The sequence below is a fragment of the Pseudomonas atacamensis genome (assembly GCF_017167965.1).
Classification (GTDB): Bacteria; Pseudomonadota; Gammaproteobacteria; order Pseudomonadales; family Pseudomonadaceae; genus Aquipseudomonas; species Aquipseudomonas atacamensis.
The window spans coordinates 2,425,731-2,444,456 of record NZ_CP070503.1 but is presented as its reverse complement, the minus strand read 5'-3'; the positions used below and the strand labels follow the sequence as shown (position 1 = coordinate 2,444,456).

The following is an 18,726-nucleotide window of genomic DNA, read 5'->3' as shown; positions in this document are numbered from 1 at the left end:
GCGTTTGCACATCCGCCCGTCGTGAACTGCAACACCCGTGATAACAACAAGTACGACCCAGGCAGCCAGGACGGCGGCGCCGAACAAGCCGGATCGGTACGGACAAAGGCCACTCAGGTCAACGCATATCCCCTGTGGGAGCGAGCCTGCTCGCGAAAGCGGTGTATCAGCAAACGATGATGTCGACTGACACTCCGTATTCGCGAGCAGGCTCGCTCCCACAGGTTCTGCGCCAGCTGACAGGCATTCCGGACCGTTCCGCAATCCACTTAAGCCCGGCCACATTGGCCAGGCACACGACACCTGTTGGGAGTTTCACATGGCAAACGCCTCCAGCACTTACCGCAAGGCACTCGAGGGTCAGCAGCAACCGAAAAAGGTGCTGGTGAAAGTTGATCGTGTCACCAAGAAGTTCGACGAAACCGTGGCCGTGGACGATGTGTCCCTGGAGATCCATCAGGGCGAGATTTTCGCGCTGCTGGGCGGTTCCGGTTCGGGCAAATCGACTCTGCTGCGCATGCTCGCCGGTTTCGAGCGGCCGACCGAGGGGCGGATTCTGCTCGATGGCGTGGACATCACCGACATGCCGCCGTACGAGCGGCCGATCAACATGATGTTCCAGTCCTACGCGCTGTTCCCGCACATGACCGTGGCACAGAACATCGCCTTCGGCCTCAAACAGGACCGTTTGCCGGCCAGCGAAATCGATGCCCGCGTCGAAGAGATGCTGCGTCTGGTGCACATGACCCAATACGCCAAGCGCCGCCCGCACCAGTTGTCCGGCGGCCAGCGTCAGCGCGTGGCGCTCGCCCGCTCGTTGGCCAAACGGCCGAAGCTGTTGCTGCTCGACGAGCCGATGGGTGCGCTGGATAAAAAGCTGCGTTCGCAGATGCAGCTTGAGCTGGTGGAAATCATCGAGCGCGTCGGCGTGACTTGCGTGATGGTGACCCACGACCAGGAAGAAGCCATGACCATGGCCCAGCGCATCGCGATCATGCACCTGGGCTGGATCGCGCAGATCGGCAGCCCGGTGGACATTTATGAAGCGCCGGTCAGCCGCATGGTCTGCGAATTCATCGGCAACGTGAACGCTTTCGACGGCACTGTGGTGGAAGATCTGGAAGGCCACGCGATCATTCACAGCCCCGACTTGCAGCAGAAGATCTATGTCGGTCACGGCGTCAGCACGTCGGTACAGGACAAGTCGATCACCTACGCCATCCGCCCGGAAAAAATGCTCGTCAGCACTACCCGACCGGAGTTCCGCTACAACTGGTCCGAAGGCAAGGTCCACGACATCGCCTACCTCGGCGGCCACTCGGTATTCTACGTCGAGCTGCCCGGCGGCAAGATCGTCCAGTCGTTCATGGCCAACGCCGAACGCCGTGGCGCGCGGCCGACCTGGGACGACAAGGTCTACGTCTGGTGGGAAGACGACAGCGGCGTGGTGCTGCGCTCATGAGAACTTTCAATCAGCAATTCTTGCGCCTGGTGCCCAGCGGACGAAAACTGGTGATCGGCATTCCGTTCATCTGGCTGTTCCTGTTCTTCATGCTGCCGTTCTTCCTGGTGATGAAGATCAGCTTCTCGGAAGCCGCGCTGTCGATCCCGCCGTACTCGGAGATCTACACCTTCGCCGAACAGAAATTCCAGCTGCTGCTGAACATCGGCAACTACACCCTGCTCGGCGAAGACGAACTGTACCTGTCGGCGTATCTCGGCTCGCTGAAAGTCGCGGCACTGAGCACGCTGATGTGCCTGGTGATCGGTTTCCCGATGGCTTACGCGATCACCAAGACCGGCAAGGAAACGCAAAACGTCCTGCTGCTGTTGATCATGATGCCGACCTGGACGGCGATCCTGATCCGCGTGTATGCGTGGATGGGCATCCTCAGCAACAACGGTCTGCTCAACGGGTTCCTGATGTGGACCGGGCTCACCGATCACCCGATCGAGATCCTCAACACCAACACTGCGGTGTACATCGGCGTGGTCTATGCCTATCTGCCGTTCATGGTGCTGCCGCTCTACGCCAACCTGGTCAAGCACGACAACAGCCTGCTGGAAGCCGCGCAGGATCTGGGTTCGAGCAACTTCAACAACTTCTGGAAGATCACCGTGCCGCTGGCCAAGAACGGCATCATCGCCGGTTGCATGCTGGTGTTCATTCCGGTAGTCGGCGAGTTCGTGATTCCGGAACTGCTGGGTGGCCCGGAGACGCTGATGATCGGTCGCGTGCTGTGGCAGGAGTTCTTCAATAACCGCGACTGGCCGGTGGCTTCTGCGCTGGCGGTGGTAATGCTGTTGATCCTGATTGTGCCGATTCTGCTGTTCAACCGCAGCCAGGCCAAAGAGATGGAGGCACGGGGATGAAACGCTTCAATTTTTCCAAGTTCATGCTGATCTTCGGCTTGATGTTCATTTATCTGCCGATGCTGATTCTGGTGATCTACTCGTTCAACGCCTCGAAACTGGTGACGGTGTGGGGTGGCTGGTCGATCAAGTGGTATGTCGGCCTGCTCGACAACACGCAACTGATGGGCTCGGTGCTGCGCTCGCTGGAGATCGCCTGCTACACCGCGATTGCCGCTGTGGCACTGGGCACCCTCGCCGCCTTCGTCCTGACGCGGGTGACGCGCTTCAAGGGTCGCACGCTGTTTGGTGGCCTGGTGACCGCGCCGTTGGTGATGCCGGAAGTGATCACCGGTCTGTCGCTGTTGCTGCTGTTCGTGGCGATGGCGCAACTGATCGGCTGGCCGCAGGAGCGCGGCATCGTCACCATCTGGATCGCCCACACCACCTTTTGTGCCGCTTATGTGGCGGTGGTAGTCTCCGCGCGCCTTCGCGAGCTGGATCTGTCGATCGAAGAAGCGGCGATGGACCTCGGCGCCAAACCATTCAAAGTGTTTTTCCTCATCACCATTCCAATGATCGCGCCGTCGCTGGCCGCCGGCGGGATGATGTCGTTTGCCTTGTCGCTGGATGATCTGGTGCTGGCGAGTTTTGTCTCCGGGCCGGGCTCGACGACGCTGCCGATGGAAGTGTTCTCGGCGGTGCGCCTGGGCGTGAAGCCCGAGATCAACGCCGTGGCCAGCCTGATTCTGCTGGCAGTGTCGCTGGTGACTTTCCTGGTCTGGTATTTCGGCCGCAAGGCAGAAGCGAACCGCAAACGGGCGATTCAGGAAGCGATGGATCAGACCGCAAACGAGTCGTGGCAACAGCCGGCAGCGGCGACTGCCTGAGCAACACCGATGAACAACTGTGGCGAGGGGATTTATCCTCGTTGGGCTGCGAAGCGGCCCCTGAAGTTCTACCTGAAGACTCCGTATTCAGGTTTTGCGACTGCTTCGCAGCCTAGCGGGGATAAATCCCCTCGCCACAAGGTTCAAGTGCACCGAGCTTTTGTTTTGTTGAATAAGAAGAAGGGAGTTGTACCGATGAAAATGTTTGGCAGGACTCTGCTGACACTGTCCTTAATGGGCGCAATGGTCATGGGCGCCCAGGCCAACGACAAGGTGCTGCGTGTTTACAACTGGTCCGATTACATCGCGCCGGACACCGTGAAAAAGTTCGAAGACGAGACCGGCATTCGCGTGACCTATGACGTCTTCGACAGCAACGAAACCCTTGAGGCGCGTTTGCTCGCGGGCAAATCCGGCTATGACATCGTCGTGCCGTCGAACAGTTTCCTGGCCAAACAGATCAAGGCCGGCGTCTATCAACCGCTGGACAAATCGAAGCTGCCGAACTGGAAGAATCTCAACCCGGTACTGTTGAAAAACGCTTCCGCCAGTGATCCGGACAACGCGCATGCGTTCCCGTACATGTGGGGCTCGATCGGCATCGGTTTCAATCCGGCGAAGGTCAAGGAAGTGCTCGGCGCCAACGCCCCGACCAACTCCTGGGACTTACTGTTCAAACCGGAGAACGCGGAAAAGCTCAAAGCCTGCGGCATCAGCTTCCTCGATTCGCCGACCGAAATGCTCCCGGCCGCCCTGCACTACCTGGGCTATCCGGTGAACGACAAGGACAAGGCGCACATCGCCGAAGCCGAAGCGCTGTTCATGAAAATCCGTCCTTACGTGGCGTACTTCCACTCCTCGAAGTACATCTCCGATCTGGCCAACGGCAACATCTGCGTGGCGGTCGGTTACTCCGGCGACGTCCTGCAGGCCAAGGCTCGCGCGGTGGAATCGGGCAACAACGTGGTGATCGACTACAGCATTCCCAAGGAAGGCGCCGGCAGTTTCTACGACATGGTCGCCATCCCCCGTGATGCGGCGAACGTCGACAATGCCTACCTGTTCATGGACTTCCTGATGCGCCCGGACATCATCGCCGAAGTCACCAACAGCATCGGCTACAGCAACGCCAACGCAGCGGCCACGCCACTGGTGGACGAAGCGATCCGCAACGAACCGGGCTCGTATCCTTCGCAAGCGGTGATGGCGACGTTGTATGCAGTGCCGGATCAGCCGATTGCCACGCAGCGGATCATGACGCGCGGCTGGACGCGGGTGAAGCTCGGTAAATAAGCCCGTCGGGCAACGCTGATCGACTGATCGTTCCTACGCTCCGCGTAGGAATGCCTCAATGGACGCTCTGCGTCCGCTTTGGGACGCGGAGCGTCCCGGGCTGCATTCCCACGCAGAGCGTGGGAACGATCAGATGCAGTGCTGAAAATTTTCCGTTCACGCAGCGCCTTACCACCGCTGCACCCTGCTCTGAACGGCCTCACCCGGCTCCCTCGGCTCGGGTGAATTTGCAGGCGCCTTCGGGCGCCTTTTTTTGTTCGTTCAGATCAGCGGCCAGTCCTGCACAACCCGATACCGCCCCTTGTGCGATTCGAACAGAGCTAAGCGTTCGGCACGCAGAACGAACTCCGGCGGCGTGCGCGCTTCCGGCTCCGGCGCGCGGTATTCGCGGGCCAGTGTCAGGTGCGGGCGGAACTCGTGGGTGGGCTCGTCAAAACCGAACGGCAGCATCGCCTGCTCCAACGCATAGACCAGGCGCAACAACGCCGGCGGCGCCTGCTCGGGTGCAAGGGACAACACACCGGGGCGATGCCAGACCTGCAAGCGATCCAGCGCAACCCGCAACGCCTCGCCAGGAACACGTACGCCGCCGGCGGCTTCGCAGACGCCATGGATTTGCGCCAGCGGCACCGCACCGAGAAACAGCAGGGTCAGATGAAAGTTATCCGTCGGCACCGGTTTGCCGCTGCGCAGGCCCAGTTCCGCGCGCCACTGGGCGATTGCCTTGCGCTGCGCCGGCGGGCAGTCCAAAGCGAAAAACAGCCGTTTCGACGGTTCATCCCTGCGCACTTCATCCATCATCGCCCCGCCCTCCATATCGTCATGATCGCGCCGATTCTACACAGCCTGTTCTGACGACTCGCGACAGGAAGCTATAGTTCAAGGATTGCCATCAACCGGAGGCTGCCATGCGCGAGATCCTCAGCAAAGAACCCTGGTGGGCCCGGCCACCGCATCCCGGACAGGACGAAAGCGAACTGGAATGGGGCTGGCTGGTGCATTACAGCGAAGGCGAACCGCGCTTCGAATTCGTTCGCGAGAGACCCAGCGACGAGCAGATCCGCAACCGCAAAAGTTGCCGGGTCACCCCCGCGGCCGAATGAATAGAGCCCGTGAGCACTAATCCTGTGGGAGCGAGCAGGCTCGCTCCCACAGGGTCATGCATTGATCAGTGGGGTTGGGTGTCGCCGGCGGCGGTGTCGATGCTGACAACCACTGACATCCCCGGCCGCAAGCGTTCTTCTTCCTGCTGGTCGGGATCGATGGTGATGCGCACCGGCACGCGCTGGGCGATCTTGACGAAGTTGCCGGTGGCGTTGTCGGCCTGCAGCAAGGCAAATTCCGAGCCGGTGCCCGGCGAAATATGCTGCACGTGGCCGGTGAATCTGCGGTGGTTCAAGGCGTCGACGGTAAAGCGTACCGGTTGCCCGACCCGCACGTTGGCCATCTGGGTTTCCTTCATGTTGGCGATCACCCACTTCTGGTCCGGGACCAACGCCATCAACTGCGCGCCGGAGTTGACGTAGGCGCCGAGGCGCACGCCGATCTGCCCGAGCTGACCGTCGCGCGGGGCGACAATTCGCGTGTTCGACAGATCGATCCGCGCCAGTTGCACCGCCGCTTCGGCACTGGCCACGGCGGCCTCCAGCGAGCCGCGATTGACGATCACCGTTTGCAGATCCTGCCGGGCGATTTCCAGATTGGCCTTGGCCTGCGCCACAGAAGCCGTGCTTTGCGCGTTGGCAGCGAGGGTCACGTCAAATTCGCGCTTGGACACCGAGCCGTCGCGCACCAGCTCCTGATTACGCCGCAGATCCGCCTCGCTCTTGCGCAACTGCGCCTGGCTGTCGGCAAGCACCGCCTGACGCAATTTGATCGTCGCTTCGGCGCTGTTGCGCTGCTGCACGACGTTGGCCAGTCCGGCCTTCTGTACTGCCAGTTGTGCCAAGGACTGGTCGAGGCGTTGCTGATAAATGCGGTCGTCCAGACGCACCAGCAGATCCCCGGCCTTGACGTACTGGAAGTCCTGGACCGGCACCTCGAACACATAGCCGCTGAGCTGCGGCCCGATGATCGTCACCTGCCCGCGAATCAAGGCGTTTTCGGTGGTTTCGACCGCACTGCTGAACGGCGGCAGTTGCCACGCATACAGCACGATCAACACGCCGACGATGGCGATTGCGGCAAAGCTCAGCGAAGAAATGATCCGCACCCGCAGCGAACGCGGCGCGGTATTCGGTGACGATGGCGGCGCCTCCCCTTCAGGCGTGGCGGCGATGGCGTTGGTGGTTGTGGTGGTCGGTTCGGTCATGAAGAAGTGGCACCGCTGGGTGGTACGGAAGGTGTCGGCTCAATGGCTTTGGTGGTGCTCATCAGCCACAACGCGCGAATCGAAAGCCAGATCATCGTCAGAACGGCAATGACCGCGATCAGCATGAAGACATCGTTATAGGCCAGCACGTTCGCTTCGCGTGTCGCCGCATTGGCGAGGCTGCGAATGCCGGCCAGATTGCGCAGGCTCGGATCCGCCAGCAAACCGCCGAAGGCCGAGCCGCCGCTCTGCACCCGCGCGGCCACCAACGGGTCGGACATCACCAGATGATCGACGATGTGGCTGGAATGGTACTTCTCCCGCACGATCTGAAAAGTCCCGAGCAACGCCGCGCCGAGCAGTCCGCCGAGGTTATTGCAGATCCCGAACAGCACGGAAAAACTCACCAGGTTGCGCGGATTGGTCAGCACGTTACGCGTGCCGAAGACCATGGTCGGGCCGAGAAAAAACGTACTGCCGAACGCCAGCAGGAACTGACTGAAATACATGTTTTCGGGGCGGGTCAGGTTGTTCGAGAAGCTGTCCATCACCGAACCGGTGGCCATCAGCGCCAAGGAAATGATCAACGGCATCAGCAAATGTTTGGGGTCGATGGTCAACGCGCTGGTGGCAAGCCCGGCGATGCTGCCAATCAGCATCACCACGTACAGACTGTGCAACTGCTCATAGCCCATGTTGAGGTTCTGCATGAACCCCACGGCGCCGGTGGATTGCTCCGAGGTGACCATGCGAATCAGGGTCACCGCCAGCGCCAGGCGGATCATCGTTCCGCTGCCCAGCCAGCGGGTCATCAGCATCGGGTTGCTGCGGTTGTGCTCGATGGCCAGGCCCATGATGATCAGCGCGATCGAACAGGCCAGCGCCACGCCGATCCAGTCTGCCTCCAGCCACCAGTCGATCCGCCCCAGCGACAGCACCGCGCACAACAACGCTACACCAGTGGCGAGGATGGCGAAGGTGAGGAAATCGAGTTTTTCAAAGGTTTTGAAGCGGTCACCGGGCGGCAACTTCAGCAGCAAGACACAGCCGAGTGACAGCAGGGCCATGCCCAATTCGAACAGGTACAGACCGCGCCATTCGGCGATCTGCAACAGGTCTTCGGAAAACAGCCGCGCCAGCGGTAACGCCAATTGCGACGTGCCGAGGCCGAGTACCAACGCTTTGAGCCGCCACTTCGCCGGGAACGCCTGGACCATGTAATACAGACCCAGCGAGCTCAGCGCCGCACCGACCATGCCGTGCGCCGCTCGCACCGCCACTGCCGAGTTGAGATCGTTGACGAACAAATGGCCGAAGGTCACCAGCGCGTACAACACAAGGAACACTTCGGTGAACGCGCGCAAGCCGAACTGCTGGCGAAACTTCACCAGCAGCAGATTCATCGACACGTTGGTCATCACATACGCCGCCGGCAGCCAGGCCATCTCCGCCGTGGTCGCGCCGAGCGAGCCTTGCAGGTAAGGCAGGTTGGCAACCACCAGCGAGTTGCCCAAGCCACCGGTCACCGCCACCAGCACGCCAACCGCCGCGTACGCCAGGCGCTTGGGCGTGGAGTGCAGAGGTGTCGACGGAGAACCGGGCAGGCTGGGCTTTTCGTGGGGTTGCCAGTTGCGCGGGGCGTATTTATCCATGGATCGGCCTGGTGCTGGGGGTGAGGGAAGTTTGCCGCAATTTGACGGGCAATACACGACTCGACAGACACCAAGGAACCCTGTGGGAGCGAGCCTGCTCGCGAAAGCGCTGTGTCAGTCGACAACTTCATTGAATGAAAGTCCGCATTCGCGAGCAGGCTCGCTCCCACATGGGTTCGGCGTCGCATGGGAGGTCATCGTATAACTTCCAGTTGACAATCCCCGAAAATCTGGGAAATATCCGCATCGATGTTGTACGACGACGTATGACAAATAATAAAAACAACAAACGATCCAGGGAGCGTCACAGTGAGCCCACTCGCCCGCAATTCCGTCCGCCCGTCACGTTTTGCCCATTTCAAACCGCGTTCGACCCTCAGCCTGATCGGTTGCAGCAGCCTCGCTCTGGCCCTGCCCATGAGCGCCGATGCCGAAGGCTTCCTCGACGACAGCAAAGCCACGCTGAACCTGCGCAACGCCTACTTCAACCGCAACTTCGTCAACCCGGCCTATCCGCAGGGCAAGGCTGAAGAGTGGACGCAGAGCTTCATTCTCGACGCCAAATCCGGCTTCACCCAAGGCACGATCGGCTTCGGCCTCGATGTGCTCGGGCTGTATTCGCAAAAGCTTGATGGCGGCAAAGGCACTGGCGGCACGCAACTGTTGCCGATCCATGATGACGGGCGCCCGGCCGACAACTTCGGCCGCCTCGGCGTGGCGCTGAAAGCCAAAGTCTCGAAGACCGAATTGAAAGTCGGTGAATGGATGCCGGTGCTGCCGATCCTCCGCTCCGACGACGGCCGCTCCCTGCCGCAGACCTTTCGCGGTGGCCAGATCACGTCCACCGAGATCAACGGCCTGACCGTCTACGGCGGCCAATTCCGTGGCAACAGCCCGCGCAACGACGCGAGCATGGAAGACATGTCGATGAACGGCCGCGGTGCGTTCACCTCCGATCGCTTCAACTTCGGCGGCGGCGAATACAGCTTCAACGAAAAGCGCACCATGGTCGGCGTGTGGTACGCCGAGCTCACCGACATCTACCAGCAGCAGTATTTCAACCTCAGCCACAGCCAGCCGATGGGCGACTGGACGCTGGGCGCCAACCTCGGTTTCTTCACCGGCAAGGAAGACGGCAGCGCTCAGGCCGGCGACCTCGACAACAAGACCGCGTTCGCCCTGCTCTCGGCCAAGTATGGCGGCAACACTTTCTACGTCGGCCTGCAGAAACTCACCGGCGACGATGCCTGGATGCGCGTCAACGGCACCAGCGGCGGCACCCTGGCCAACGACAGTTACAACGCCAGTTATGACAACGCCAAAGAGCGCTCCTGGCAGGTGCGTCACGACTACAACTTCGTTGCGCTGGGCGTGCCTGGCCTGACCCTGATGAACCGCTACATCAGCGGCGATAACGTGCACACCGCCACCACCAATGACGGCAAGGAATGGGGCCGTGAATCGGAACTGGCCTACACCGTGCAGAGCGGCCCGCTGAAGAACCTCAACGTGAAATGGCGCAACGCGACCATTCGCCGGGACTTCAGCACCAACGAATTTGACGAGAACCGGATCTTTATCAGCTATCCGATTTCGTTGTTGTAACGGTTGGCGGTTTACCCTGTGGGAGCGAGCCTGCTCGCGAAAGCGCCGGACCAGTCGATTTGTTCTGACTGGCACACCGCATTCGCGAGCAGGCTCGCTCCCACAAGGGGATTGCATTGCAAGGCAGGTATCGGGTCTTGAGAAAATGAATCGCCCCTTCCGTCATCTACACCAAAAGTCGCGTTGACAAGATCCGGAAACCCTACCGATACTTCAGCGCAGTCATACGACAACCTACAACAAACCTAATAACAATGTGTTCAGGGATTGCCATGACGTCTACCTCTACCCCCCGCGCTCCTTTCAACCGCCTGCTGCTGACCGGTGCCGCCGGCGGCCTGGGCAAAGTGTTGCGCGAACGCCTGCGCCCTTACGCCAATGTGCTGCGCCTGTCCGACATCGCCGCCCTCGCCCCGGCCGTCGATGACCACGAAGAAGTCGTGCTCTGCGACCTCGCCGACAAGCAAGCCGTGCATCAACTGGTCGAAGGCGTCGATGCGATCCTGCATTTCGGCGGCGTCTCGGTCGAGCGCCCGTTCGAAGAAATCCTCGGCGCCAATATCTGCGGCGTGTTCCACATTTACGAAGCGGCGCGCAAGCACGGTGTGAAGCGGGTGATCTTCGCCAGCTCCAACCACGTCATCGGTTTCTACAAACAGGACCAACAGCTCGACGCCACTTCAGCGCGTCGTCCCGATGGTTACTACGGCTTGTCCAAGTCCTACGGCGAAGACATGGCCAGTTTCTACTTCGATCGCTACGGTATCGAAACCGTCAGCATCCGCATCGGCTCCTCGTTCCCCGAACCGCAGAACCGCCGGATGATGCACACCTGGCTGAGCTTCGACGATCTCACGCAACTGCTCGAACGCTCGCTGTACACACCAAACGTCGGCCACACCGTGGTCTACGGCATGTCCGCCAACAAAGATGTCTGGTGGGACAACCGCTACGCCAGCCACCTCGGTTTCGAAGCCAAGGACACCTCGGAAGTGTTCCGCGACAAGGTCGAAGCGCAACCGATGCCAGCCGACGATGATCCGGCGCGGATCTACCAGGGCGGCGCCTTCGTCGCAGCAGGCCCGTTTGGCGATTGAACGCTCGACTTGATCCCCCTCCAATAAAAACCAAGGGAATGAGTATGCAAGCCGAATTGATCGTCGACGCCCGCAACGCGGTCGGTGAAAGCCCGGTCTGGGTGCCGCAGGAAAACGCCCTGTACTGGGTCGACATCCCCAACGGCGGACTGCAACGCTGGAGCGCTGACACTGGCCATGTTGCCTCGTGGAAGGCCCCGGAAATGCTCGCCTGCATCACCCGCCACCGCAGTGGTGGCTGGGTCGCTGGCATGGAAAGCGGCTTCTTTCGCCTGCACCCGCACAGCGACGGCAGCCTCGACAGCGAATTGCTCGCCACCGTCGAGCACAGCCGCGCCGACATGCGCCTCAACGACGGTCGCTGCGATCGCCAAGGGCGTTTCTGGGCCGGCAGCATGGTGCTGAACATGGGCCTGAACGCGCTTGAAGGCCGGCTCTATCGCTACGGCGCCGGGCAGACGGGCGTGGTCGAAGCGCAGCTGGATGGCTTCATCGTGCCCAACGGCCTCGCTTTCAGCCCTGACGGCAAGACCATGTACCTGTCGGATTCGCACCCCAACGTGCAACTGATCTGGGCCTTCGATTACGACACCGAGACCGGCACGCCATCGAATCGCCGAATCTTCGTCGACATGAATCATTTCCCCGGCCGCCCCGATGGCGCCGCCGTGGATGCCGAAGGCTGCTACTGGATCTGCGCCAACGACGCCGGCCTGATCCACCGCTTCGCCCCGGACGGCCGACTGGATTTCTCGCTGGAAGTACCGGTGAAGAAACCGACCATGTGCGCTTTCGGCGGCAGCAACCTGGACACCTTGTTTGTCGCCTCGATTCGCCCCGGCGATGACCACGACCCGCAATCCCTGGCCGGCGGCGTGTTCGCCCTGAAGCCAGGCGTCAAAGGCCTCGCCGAACCGCAATTCAACGATTTGCTTTAGACCCTCTGCTGCACCGCTGCGCCTTGAACACAAAAATAACAAGACTGGAGACTCACCCCCCATGAACTTCAAACGCACCTTGCTCGCCGCTGCACTCCCGCTGATGTTCACCTTCGCTGGTGCCGCTCAGGCACTGGAACTTAAAGTCGCCGACATCCACCCCAAGGGTTATCCCACCGTGGAAGCCGAAGAAAGCATGGGCAAGACCCTGACCAAGGAAACCAACGGCGAGCTGACCTTCAAGTACTTCCCGGGCGGCGTGCTCGGTTCGGAAAAAGAAGTCATCGAGCAGATGCAATTCGGCGCGATACAGATGTCTCGCGTCAGCCTGGGTATCGTCGGCCCTGTGGTGCCGGATGTGAACGTGTTCAACATGCCGTTCATTTTCCGCGACCAGCAACACATGCGTAACGTCATCGATGGCCCGGTGGGCGATGAGATTCTCGACAAGATCACCAACTCCGAATTCAAATTGGTGGCCCTGGCGTGGATGGACGGCGGTACACGCAACATCTACACCAAGAAACCGGTGCGCAAGCTCGAAGACCTCAAGGGCATGAAAATTCGCGTGCAAGGCAACCCGATGTTCATCGACATGATGAACGCCATGGGTGCCAACGGTATCGCCATGGACACCGGCGAAATCTTCAGCGCCCTGCAGACCGGCGTGATCGACGGCGCGGAAAACAACCCGCCGACCCTGCTCGAACACAACCACTTCCAGAACGCCAAGTTCTACAGCCTGACCGGTCACCTGATCCTGCCGGAGCCGATCGTGATGTCGAAAATCACATGGGAAAAACTCACTCCGGATCAACAGCAACTGGTGAAAAAAGCCGCCAAGGCTGCCCAGGCTGAAGAGCGCGTACTGTGGGACAAGAAGTCCGCTGCCAGTGAAGAAAAACTCAAGGCCGCCGGCGTCGAGTTCATCACCGTTGACAAGAAACCTTTCTACGAAGCTACCGCCTCGGTTCGCGAGAAATACGGCGCGCCTTATGCCGATCTGATCAAAAAGATCGAAGCCGTTCAGTAACGCCTCCCGCTCCGTACTCATGAAAAAGGCCCGGCGCGCCAGCGGTTCAGGCGCGCCCGGTTACGGTGGAACCCGATGAAGAATCTGCTGCTGCGTATCAACGACAAGATCTACATGACGTGCATCTGGGTCGCCGGCCTTTCCGTCCTGGCGATTTCCCTGATGATTCCCTGGGGCGTGTTCGCCCGCTACGTGCTCGGCACCGGCTCCAGCTGGCCAGAGCCGACGGCGATCCTGCTGATGATGGTGTTCACCTTCATCGGCGCCGCCGCCAGTTACCGCGCCGGTGCGCACATGGCCGTGGCCATGCTCACCGACCGCATGCCACCGCAGCTGAAATCCGCAGCAGCGATTTTTTCGCAACTGCTGATGGCGGCCATCTGCATCTTCATGACCATCTGGGGCACCAAGCTGTGCATGTCCACCTGGAACCAGTTCATGGCCGCCCTGCCCGATCTGCGCGTTGGCGTGACCTATCTGCCGATCCCCGTGGGCGGTTTGCTGACATTGATTTTTGTCGTGGAAAAACTCTTGCTCGGTGACCAGAGCAAACGTCGGGTCGTGCAGTTCGACCTGGTTGAAGAAAGTGAAGGTGCCGTTTAATGGACGCTCTGATCCTGCTGGGCAGTTTTATCGTATTGATCCTGATCGGCATGCCGGTCGCTTACGCGTTGGGCGCCGCTGCGCTGATCGGCGCTTGGTGGATCGACATTCCCTTCCAGGCGGTGATGATCCAGGTCGCCTCGGGGGTGAACAAATTCTCGCTGCTGGCCATTCCGTTCTTCGTCCTCGCCGGTGCGATCATGGCCGAGGGCGGCATGTCCCGGCGGTTGGTGGCGTGTGCCGGCGTGCTGGTAGGTTTCGTCCGTGGTGGCCTGTCACTGGTCAACATCGTCGCCTCGACCTTCTTCGGTGCGATCTCCGGTTCGTCAGTGGCCGACACCGCGTCGGTGGGTTCGGTGCTGATTCCCGAGATGGAGCGCAAGGGTTATCCGCGCGACTTCTCCACCGCTGTGACCGTCAGCGGCTCGGTGCAAGCCCTGCTGACTCCGCCAAGCCACAACTCGGTGCTCTACTCGCTGGCCGCTGGCGGTACCGTTTCGATCGCTTCGCTGTTCATGGCCGGCATCGTCCCGGGCCTGCTGATGAGCGCCTGCCTGATGGTCCTGTGCCTGATCTTCGCGAAAAAGCGCAACTACCCCAAGGGCGAAGTGATTCCGATGCGCCAGGCGCTGAAGATTGTCGGCGAAGCCCTGTGGGGCATGATGGCGATGGTGATCATCCTCGGCGGCATTCTCTCGGGTATTTTCACCGCCACTGAATCGGCGGCCATCGCGGTGCTGTGGTCATTCTTCGTGACCATGTTCATTTATCGCGATTACAAATGGCGCGAGCTGCCCAAGCTGATGCACCGCACGGTGCGCACCATCTCCATCGTGATGATCCTGATCGGTTTCGCCGCCAGCTTCGGCTACATCATGACCCTGATGCAGATCCCGGCGAAGATCACCACGCTGTTCCTGACCCTGTCGGACAACCGCTACGTGATCCTGATGTGCATCAACGTGATGTTGCTGTTGCTTGGCACGGTGATGGACATGGCGCCGCTGATCCTGATCCTCACGCCGATCCTGATGCCAGTGATCATGGGCATCGGTGTCGATCCGGTGCAGTTCGGCATGATCATGCTGGTCAACCTGGGAATCGGACTGATAACACCGCCGGTGGGGGCCGTGCTCTTCGTCGGCTCGGCGGTGGGCAAGGTCAGTATCGAAAGCACGGTGAAAGCGCTGCTGCCGTTCTATGGCGTGCTGTTCCTGGTACTGCTGCTGGTGACCTACGTTCCGGCGATTTCGCTGTGGCTGCCGCACCTGGTGTTGTGACCCGCTGAGAAGATCGCAGCCTCGTGCAAGGAGGCTGCGATCTTTTGCTCTTCACGCCCGCAACAACATGTACCCCGCGACCACCAGACAGACACTGGCAAACCCCACCTGCAACGCCCGCGCCGGCACCTGCGCGCACAGCCTGCGACCGATGAGCATGCCAACGATGCTGGCGACAATGAACGCCCCACCCTGGCTGTCGATACGCACCCCCGCATGAAACGCGCCGATCACCCCGATCGCGGAAATCAGACTGATCACCATCAACGACGTCGCAACGATGCCGCGCATCTGCACATCGGTCAGTTGCTTGAACGCCGGCACGATCAGAAAGCCGCCGCCGACGCCCAGTAAACCCGAAACCACGCCAGTAACCGCTCCCAGTGCAGCCAGGGTGGCGGTGCATTTGGCGGTCCAGTCGAAGCGCCCGGTCTGCTCGTTGAGCATGCAGTTTTTCTGCCCCCAACTGGCATGGCCGTGATCGCTCGGCCCGGCTTGCTGACGCTCCTTTCTGAACATTCGCCAAGCGACCAAGACCATCAGCAGGCTAAACAGCATCATCAGAATCTTTTCCGGCAACTGATGTGCGAAGTAGATCCCCAGCGGCGAAAACACCGCGCCCAGTGCCGCGATCAACAGCGCCGCGCGGTAACGCACCAGGCCATGGCGCAAACCATCGATCGCCCCGACCGCCGCCGCGCTGCCGACCGCAAACAAGGCCACCGGCGCCGCTTGCGTCATCGTCCAGCCGAGCCCGAGCACCAGCGCCGGCACCGCGAGAATCCCGCCGCCTGCGCCGGTCAGGCCGAGGACCAACCCCATCACCACGCCAAACAGACTTGCCAGCAACATAGGGGGTTTTCTCAGTCGACCCTGGACAGACGCGTCAGCCACTCGCGCCCCTTGAGCATGCCGTGCCAGTAGAACCACGGCAGCAGCGTCGCCTTCAGCCACCACGCCGAACGGCGGGCCACGGTCGGGTCCAGCGGGAAAGTCGGCAGCAGTTTGCCGCCATAGCCGAACTCGGCGAGGATCACCTTGCCCTTCTCCACCGTCAGCGGGCACGAGCCGTAGCCGTCGTACTTGAGCGGCAGCGGCTGTTGTTTGCGCGCGGCCAGCAGGTTCTGCGCAACGACGACAACCTGCTTGCGCACCGCTGCGGCGGTTTTCGCGTTGCTGGTGCCGCAGATATCGCCCAGTGCGAACACCTCGGGATAGCGCAGATGCTGCAGGCTGTGCGGATCGACCTCGCACCAACCGCCGGCATCGGCCAGCGGACTCTGTGCGATGAAATCCGGCGCGACTTGTGGCGGCACGACGTGCAGCAGATCGAAGGTTTTCGCGACCCGGCTGACATTGCCGTCGGCGTCCTTGACGTCAAACCACGCGGTTTTTGCCGGGCCGTCGACCTTGACCAGATTCGAGTTGAACGCCAGTTGCGCGTCGTACTGTTCGATGTACTTCATCAACGGCGGCACAAAGGTCGGCACGCCAAACAGCGCAGCGCCAGCGAGGTTGAATTCGACATTGATGTCTTTCAGCACGGCGGATTTGCGCCAGTAATCGCAAGACAGATACAGGGCCTTCTGCGGCGCGCCGGCACATTTGATCGGCATCGCTGGTTGGGTGAACAGCGCCCGGCCGTCGCGCAGTTTCTGCACTTGATCCCAGGTGTACTGGGCGTGTTGATAGCTGTAGTTGGAGGTGACGCCGTGCTGGCCGAGGCTTTCCTGCAAGCCTTCGATTTTCTCCCAGGCCAGGCGCAGGCCGGGGCAGACGATCAGGTTCTGATAGCTGACGGTGCGCTGGTCGTCGAGGGTGAGTTGGCGGCTTTGCGGGTCGATGGCGCTGACACTGGCCTGAATCCACGTCGCCTGACGCGGCATGACTTTGCTCATCGGCCTGACGGTGTCTTTCACATCAAACGCACCACCGCCGACCAGCGTCCACGCCGGTTGATAGTAGTGCTGTGAACTCGGTTCGATCACGGTGACTTTGAGCTGCGGGTCACGCTTGAGCAGGCTGGCGACAAAACCGATGCCGGCCGTGCCACCGCCGATGACCACGATGTCCGCACTGATGGATGGGCCCCAGTGTTGATCGTTCATTGCTTGTTCCTTTTGCTGCACGCAAGGATTTGTTCGGGTCAAACCAAAGAACCTGTGGGAGCTGGCTTGCCAGCGAAAGCGGTGTGTCAGTCACATAAATATTGGCTGATAAGTCCTCATCGCTGGCAAGCCAGCTCCCACAGGGTAAGTAAGTGTGAGGGCTGGCATTTATGGCTGTTCCCAGCTCTTGAGTACCGCTCCGCAATACAGCCCCGACAGAGTTTTCATCACCTGAATCACTTCGTGACTGGCCAGGCCGTAGAAAATGTATTTGCCTTCGCGGCGGGTCGCGACCAGGCCTTCATCGCGCAAGATGCCCAGTTGCTGGGACAGCGTCGGCTGGCGTACGCCGGTCACTTTTTCCAGCTCGCCGACGTTGCGTTCGCCCTGGGTCAGTTGACAGAGGATCAACAGACGATCCTCATTGGCCAGGGCTTTGAGCAAGGCGCAGGCTTTGGACGCCGAGGCGCGCAGTTGGGCGACTTCACATTCGGTCAGACTGGATTGCATTTGCACGAGGCCTTGAAGGTCACTTAAGCTGCGAACATTATGTTTTTACATAAACTGTTGCAACTCGAAATTCCTCAGCACAGGTTTCTGCCATGTCCGCCCAGATTGAAGCGTTCCTCGACCCCGCCTCCTCGACCTACAGCTACGTGGTCTATGAAGCCGACGGCGGCCAGTGCGCGATCGTCGACCCGGTGCTTGACTACGATGGCGCTGCCGGGCGCACCGGCACGGCGCAGGCGGACAAGATCATCGCTTTCGTGCGTGCGCACCGGCTGCAAGTGCAATGGCTGCTGGAAACCCACGCCCACGCCGATCACCTCTCCGCCGCGCCGTACCTGCGTCGGGAACTGGGCGGTAAGATCGCCATCGGTGAATCGATCAGCAAAGTGCAGAATGTGTTCAAGGCGCTGTTCAATCTGGAGCCGGAATTTTGCGTCGATGGCTCGCAGTTCGATCATCTGTTCGCGCCGAACGAGTCGTTCATGATCGGCAACCTCAAGGCTACCGCGCTGCACGTCCCCGGCCATACGCCAGCGGACATGGCGTACCTGATCGACGGCGAGCAGATCCTGGTGGGTGACACGCTGTTCATGCCCGATGTCGGCACCGCGCGCTGTGATTTCCCTGGCGGCAATGCGCAGCAATTGTTCAAGTCGATCCAGAAGCTGCTGGCGTTTCCCGCCAGCGTGAAGCTTTACGTCTGCCACGATTACCCGCCCGAGGGCCGCGCCTCACAGTGCCAGACCACTGTCGGCGAACAGCGCAAAAGCAATATTCATGTGCATGACGGGATTGATGAAGCGGCGTTCGTCGAGATGCGCACGACACGTGACGCTGGGTTAGGCATGCCGACGTTGCTGCTGCCGGCGATTCAGGTGAACGTGCGGGCGGGGAATCTGCCGGCGGCGGAAGACAACGGTGTGGTTTACCTGAAGATTCCGCTCAACAAACTCTGACGGTTCGGCAACGCAGCCTCCAGCAGCGCCAACTGATCGTTCCCACGCTCCGCGTGGGAATGCATCCCGTGACGCTCTGCGTCACTTCTTGAGGCGGA

General features: G+C 60.7%; 18 protein-coding genes. 12 read left to right on the top strand and 6 right to left on the bottom strand.

Going from position 1 to position 18,726, the window contains the following annotated elements; genetic code table 11:
• Window positions 1-319 precede the first annotated feature (319 nt).
• From potA to JWU58_RS11185, 4 genes are all read left to right on the top strand, one after another.
• Entirely contained in the window at window positions 320-1,462 is a 1,143-nt protein-coding gene (potA, locus tag JWU58_RS11200; RefSeq protein ID WP_206421948.1) for a polyamine ABC transporter ATP-binding protein, read from the top strand.
• A complete protein-coding gene (locus JWU58_RS11195) occupies window positions 1,459-2,373 on the top strand; it encodes an ABC transporter permease subunit (protein ID WP_024013334.1) in 915 nt (304 codons plus the stop codon). Before potA ends, JWU58_RS11195 begins: the two co-directional genes overlap by 4 nt.
• Window positions 2,370-3,242, top strand: a complete 873-nt coding sequence (locus JWU58_RS11190; RefSeq protein ID WP_016775182.1) for an ABC transporter permease subunit — start codon at window positions 2,370-2,372, stop codon at window positions 3,240-3,242. The genes JWU58_RS11195 and JWU58_RS11190 overlap by 4 nt, the downstream gene beginning before the upstream one ends.
• 195 nt (window positions 3,243-3,437) lie before the next feature.
• A complete protein-coding gene (locus tag JWU58_RS11185) occupies window positions 3,438-4,535 on the top strand; it encodes a polyamine ABC transporter substrate-binding protein (RefSeq protein ID WP_024013335.1) in 1,098 nt (365 codons plus the stop codon).
• Between the two features lie 261 nt (window positions 4,536-4,796).
• Here the strand turns inward: JWU58_RS11185 and thpR are convergent, their stop codons facing one another.
• The gene (gene thpR, locus JWU58_RS11180) at window positions 4,797-5,336 is read right to left on the bottom strand and encodes an RNA 2',3'-cyclic phosphodiesterase (RefSeq protein ID WP_206421947.1); all 540 of its coding nucleotides are present in this window, start codon (window positions 5,334-5,336) and stop codon (window positions 4,797-4,799) included.
• 107 nt (window positions 5,337-5,443) lie between these two features.
• Between thpR and JWU58_RS11175 the strand changes: the two genes are divergently transcribed.
• Window positions 5,444-5,638 (top strand): hypothetical protein, encoded by a 195-nt coding sequence (locus tag JWU58_RS11175; RefSeq protein WP_206421945.1) that lies wholly within the window; start codon window positions 5,444-5,446, stop codon window positions 5,636-5,638.
• Window positions 5,639-5,703: 65 nt separating this feature from the next.
• On the opposite strand, the gene JWU58_RS11170 is transcribed toward JWU58_RS11175, so the two are convergent.
• Window positions 5,704-6,846 carry an HlyD family secretion protein gene (locus JWU58_RS11170; RefSeq protein WP_206421944.1) on the bottom strand — a complete coding sequence of 381 codons (1,143 nt, stop codon included), beginning with the start codon at window positions 6,844-6,846 and terminating at the stop codon, window positions 5,704-5,706.
• Window positions 6,843-8,498, bottom strand: coding sequence for an MFS transporter (locus tag JWU58_RS11165; protein ID WP_071172840.1), 1,656 nt, complete (start codon window positions 8,496-8,498; stop codon window positions 6,843-6,845). Before JWU58_RS11165 ends, JWU58_RS11170 begins: the two co-directional genes overlap by 4 nt.
• A gap of 309 nt (window positions 8,499-8,807) precedes the next feature.
• Here JWU58_RS11165 and JWU58_RS11160 point away from each other — a divergent pair, with 309 nt between their 5' ends.
• The 6 genes from JWU58_RS11160 to JWU58_RS11135 all read left to right on the top strand — a co-directional run bounded on the left by JWU58_RS11160 (window position 8,808) and on the right by JWU58_RS11135 (window position 15,054).
• On the top strand, window positions 8,808-10,103 hold the full coding sequence (locus tag JWU58_RS11160) for an OprD family porin (protein WP_206421942.1): 1,296 nt from the start codon (window positions 8,808-8,810) through the stop codon (window positions 10,101-10,103).
• A 272-nt stretch (window positions 10,104-10,375) separates the two neighbouring features.
• The gene (locus JWU58_RS11155; protein WP_016775186.1) at window positions 10,376-11,200 is read left to right on the top strand and encodes an NAD-dependent epimerase/dehydratase family protein; all 825 of its coding nucleotides are present in this window, start codon (window positions 10,376-10,378) and stop codon (window positions 11,198-11,200) included.
• A 44-nt stretch (window positions 11,201-11,244) separates the two neighbouring features.
• Window positions 11,245-12,138 carry an SMP-30/gluconolactonase/LRE family protein gene (locus JWU58_RS11150; protein WP_206421941.1) on the top strand — a complete coding sequence of 298 codons (894 nt, stop codon included), beginning with the start codon at window positions 11,245-11,247 and terminating at the stop codon, window positions 12,136-12,138.
• Window positions 12,139-12,199: 61 nt separating this feature from the next.
• Window positions 12,200-13,171: a TRAP transporter substrate-binding protein gene (locus JWU58_RS11145; RefSeq protein WP_024013342.1), complete on the top strand. Its 972-nt coding sequence runs from the start codon at window positions 12,200-12,202 to the stop codon at window positions 13,169-13,171.
• Window positions 13,172-13,246: 75 nt separating this feature from the next.
• Complete coding sequence (locus JWU58_RS11140; RefSeq protein ID WP_110600937.1) at window positions 13,247-13,774, top strand: TRAP transporter small permease; 528 nt, start codon at window positions 13,247-13,249, stop codon at window positions 13,772-13,774.
• Entirely contained in the window at window positions 13,774-15,054 is a 1,281-nt protein-coding gene (locus JWU58_RS11135) for a TRAP transporter large permease (RefSeq protein ID WP_130888722.1), read from the top strand. The genes JWU58_RS11140 and JWU58_RS11135 overlap by 1 nt, the downstream gene beginning before the upstream one ends.
• A gap of 51 nt (window positions 15,055-15,105) precedes the next feature.
• Here the strand turns inward: JWU58_RS11135 and JWU58_RS11130 are convergent, their stop codons facing one another.
• The 3 genes from JWU58_RS11130 to JWU58_RS11120 all read right to left on the bottom strand — a co-directional run bounded on the left by JWU58_RS11130 (window position 15,106) and on the right by JWU58_RS11120 (window position 17,672).
• On the bottom strand, window positions 15,106-15,906 hold the full coding sequence (locus JWU58_RS11130) for a sulfite exporter TauE/SafE family protein (RefSeq protein WP_016775192.1): 801 nt from the start codon (window positions 15,904-15,906) through the stop codon (window positions 15,106-15,108).
• Window positions 15,907-15,917: 11 nt separating this feature from the next.
• On the bottom strand, window positions 15,918-17,162 hold the full coding sequence (locus tag JWU58_RS11125) for an NAD(P)/FAD-dependent oxidoreductase (protein ID WP_130899232.1): 1,245 nt from the start codon (window positions 17,160-17,162) through the stop codon (window positions 15,918-15,920).
• Between the two features lie 168 nt (window positions 17,163-17,330).
• Window positions 17,331-17,672, bottom strand: coding sequence for an ArsR/SmtB family transcription factor (locus JWU58_RS11120; RefSeq protein ID WP_122612189.1), 342 nt, complete (start codon window positions 17,670-17,672; stop codon window positions 17,331-17,333).
• A 92-nt stretch (window positions 17,673-17,764) separates the two neighbouring features.
• Here JWU58_RS11120 and JWU58_RS11115 point away from each other — a divergent pair, with 92 nt between their 5' ends.
• Window positions 17,765-18,628: an MBL fold metallo-hydrolase gene (locus tag JWU58_RS11115; protein WP_206421940.1), complete on the top strand. Its 864-nt coding sequence runs from the start codon at window positions 17,765-17,767 to the stop codon at window positions 18,626-18,628.
• The last annotated feature ends 98 nt before the right edge of the window (window positions 18,629-18,726 follow it).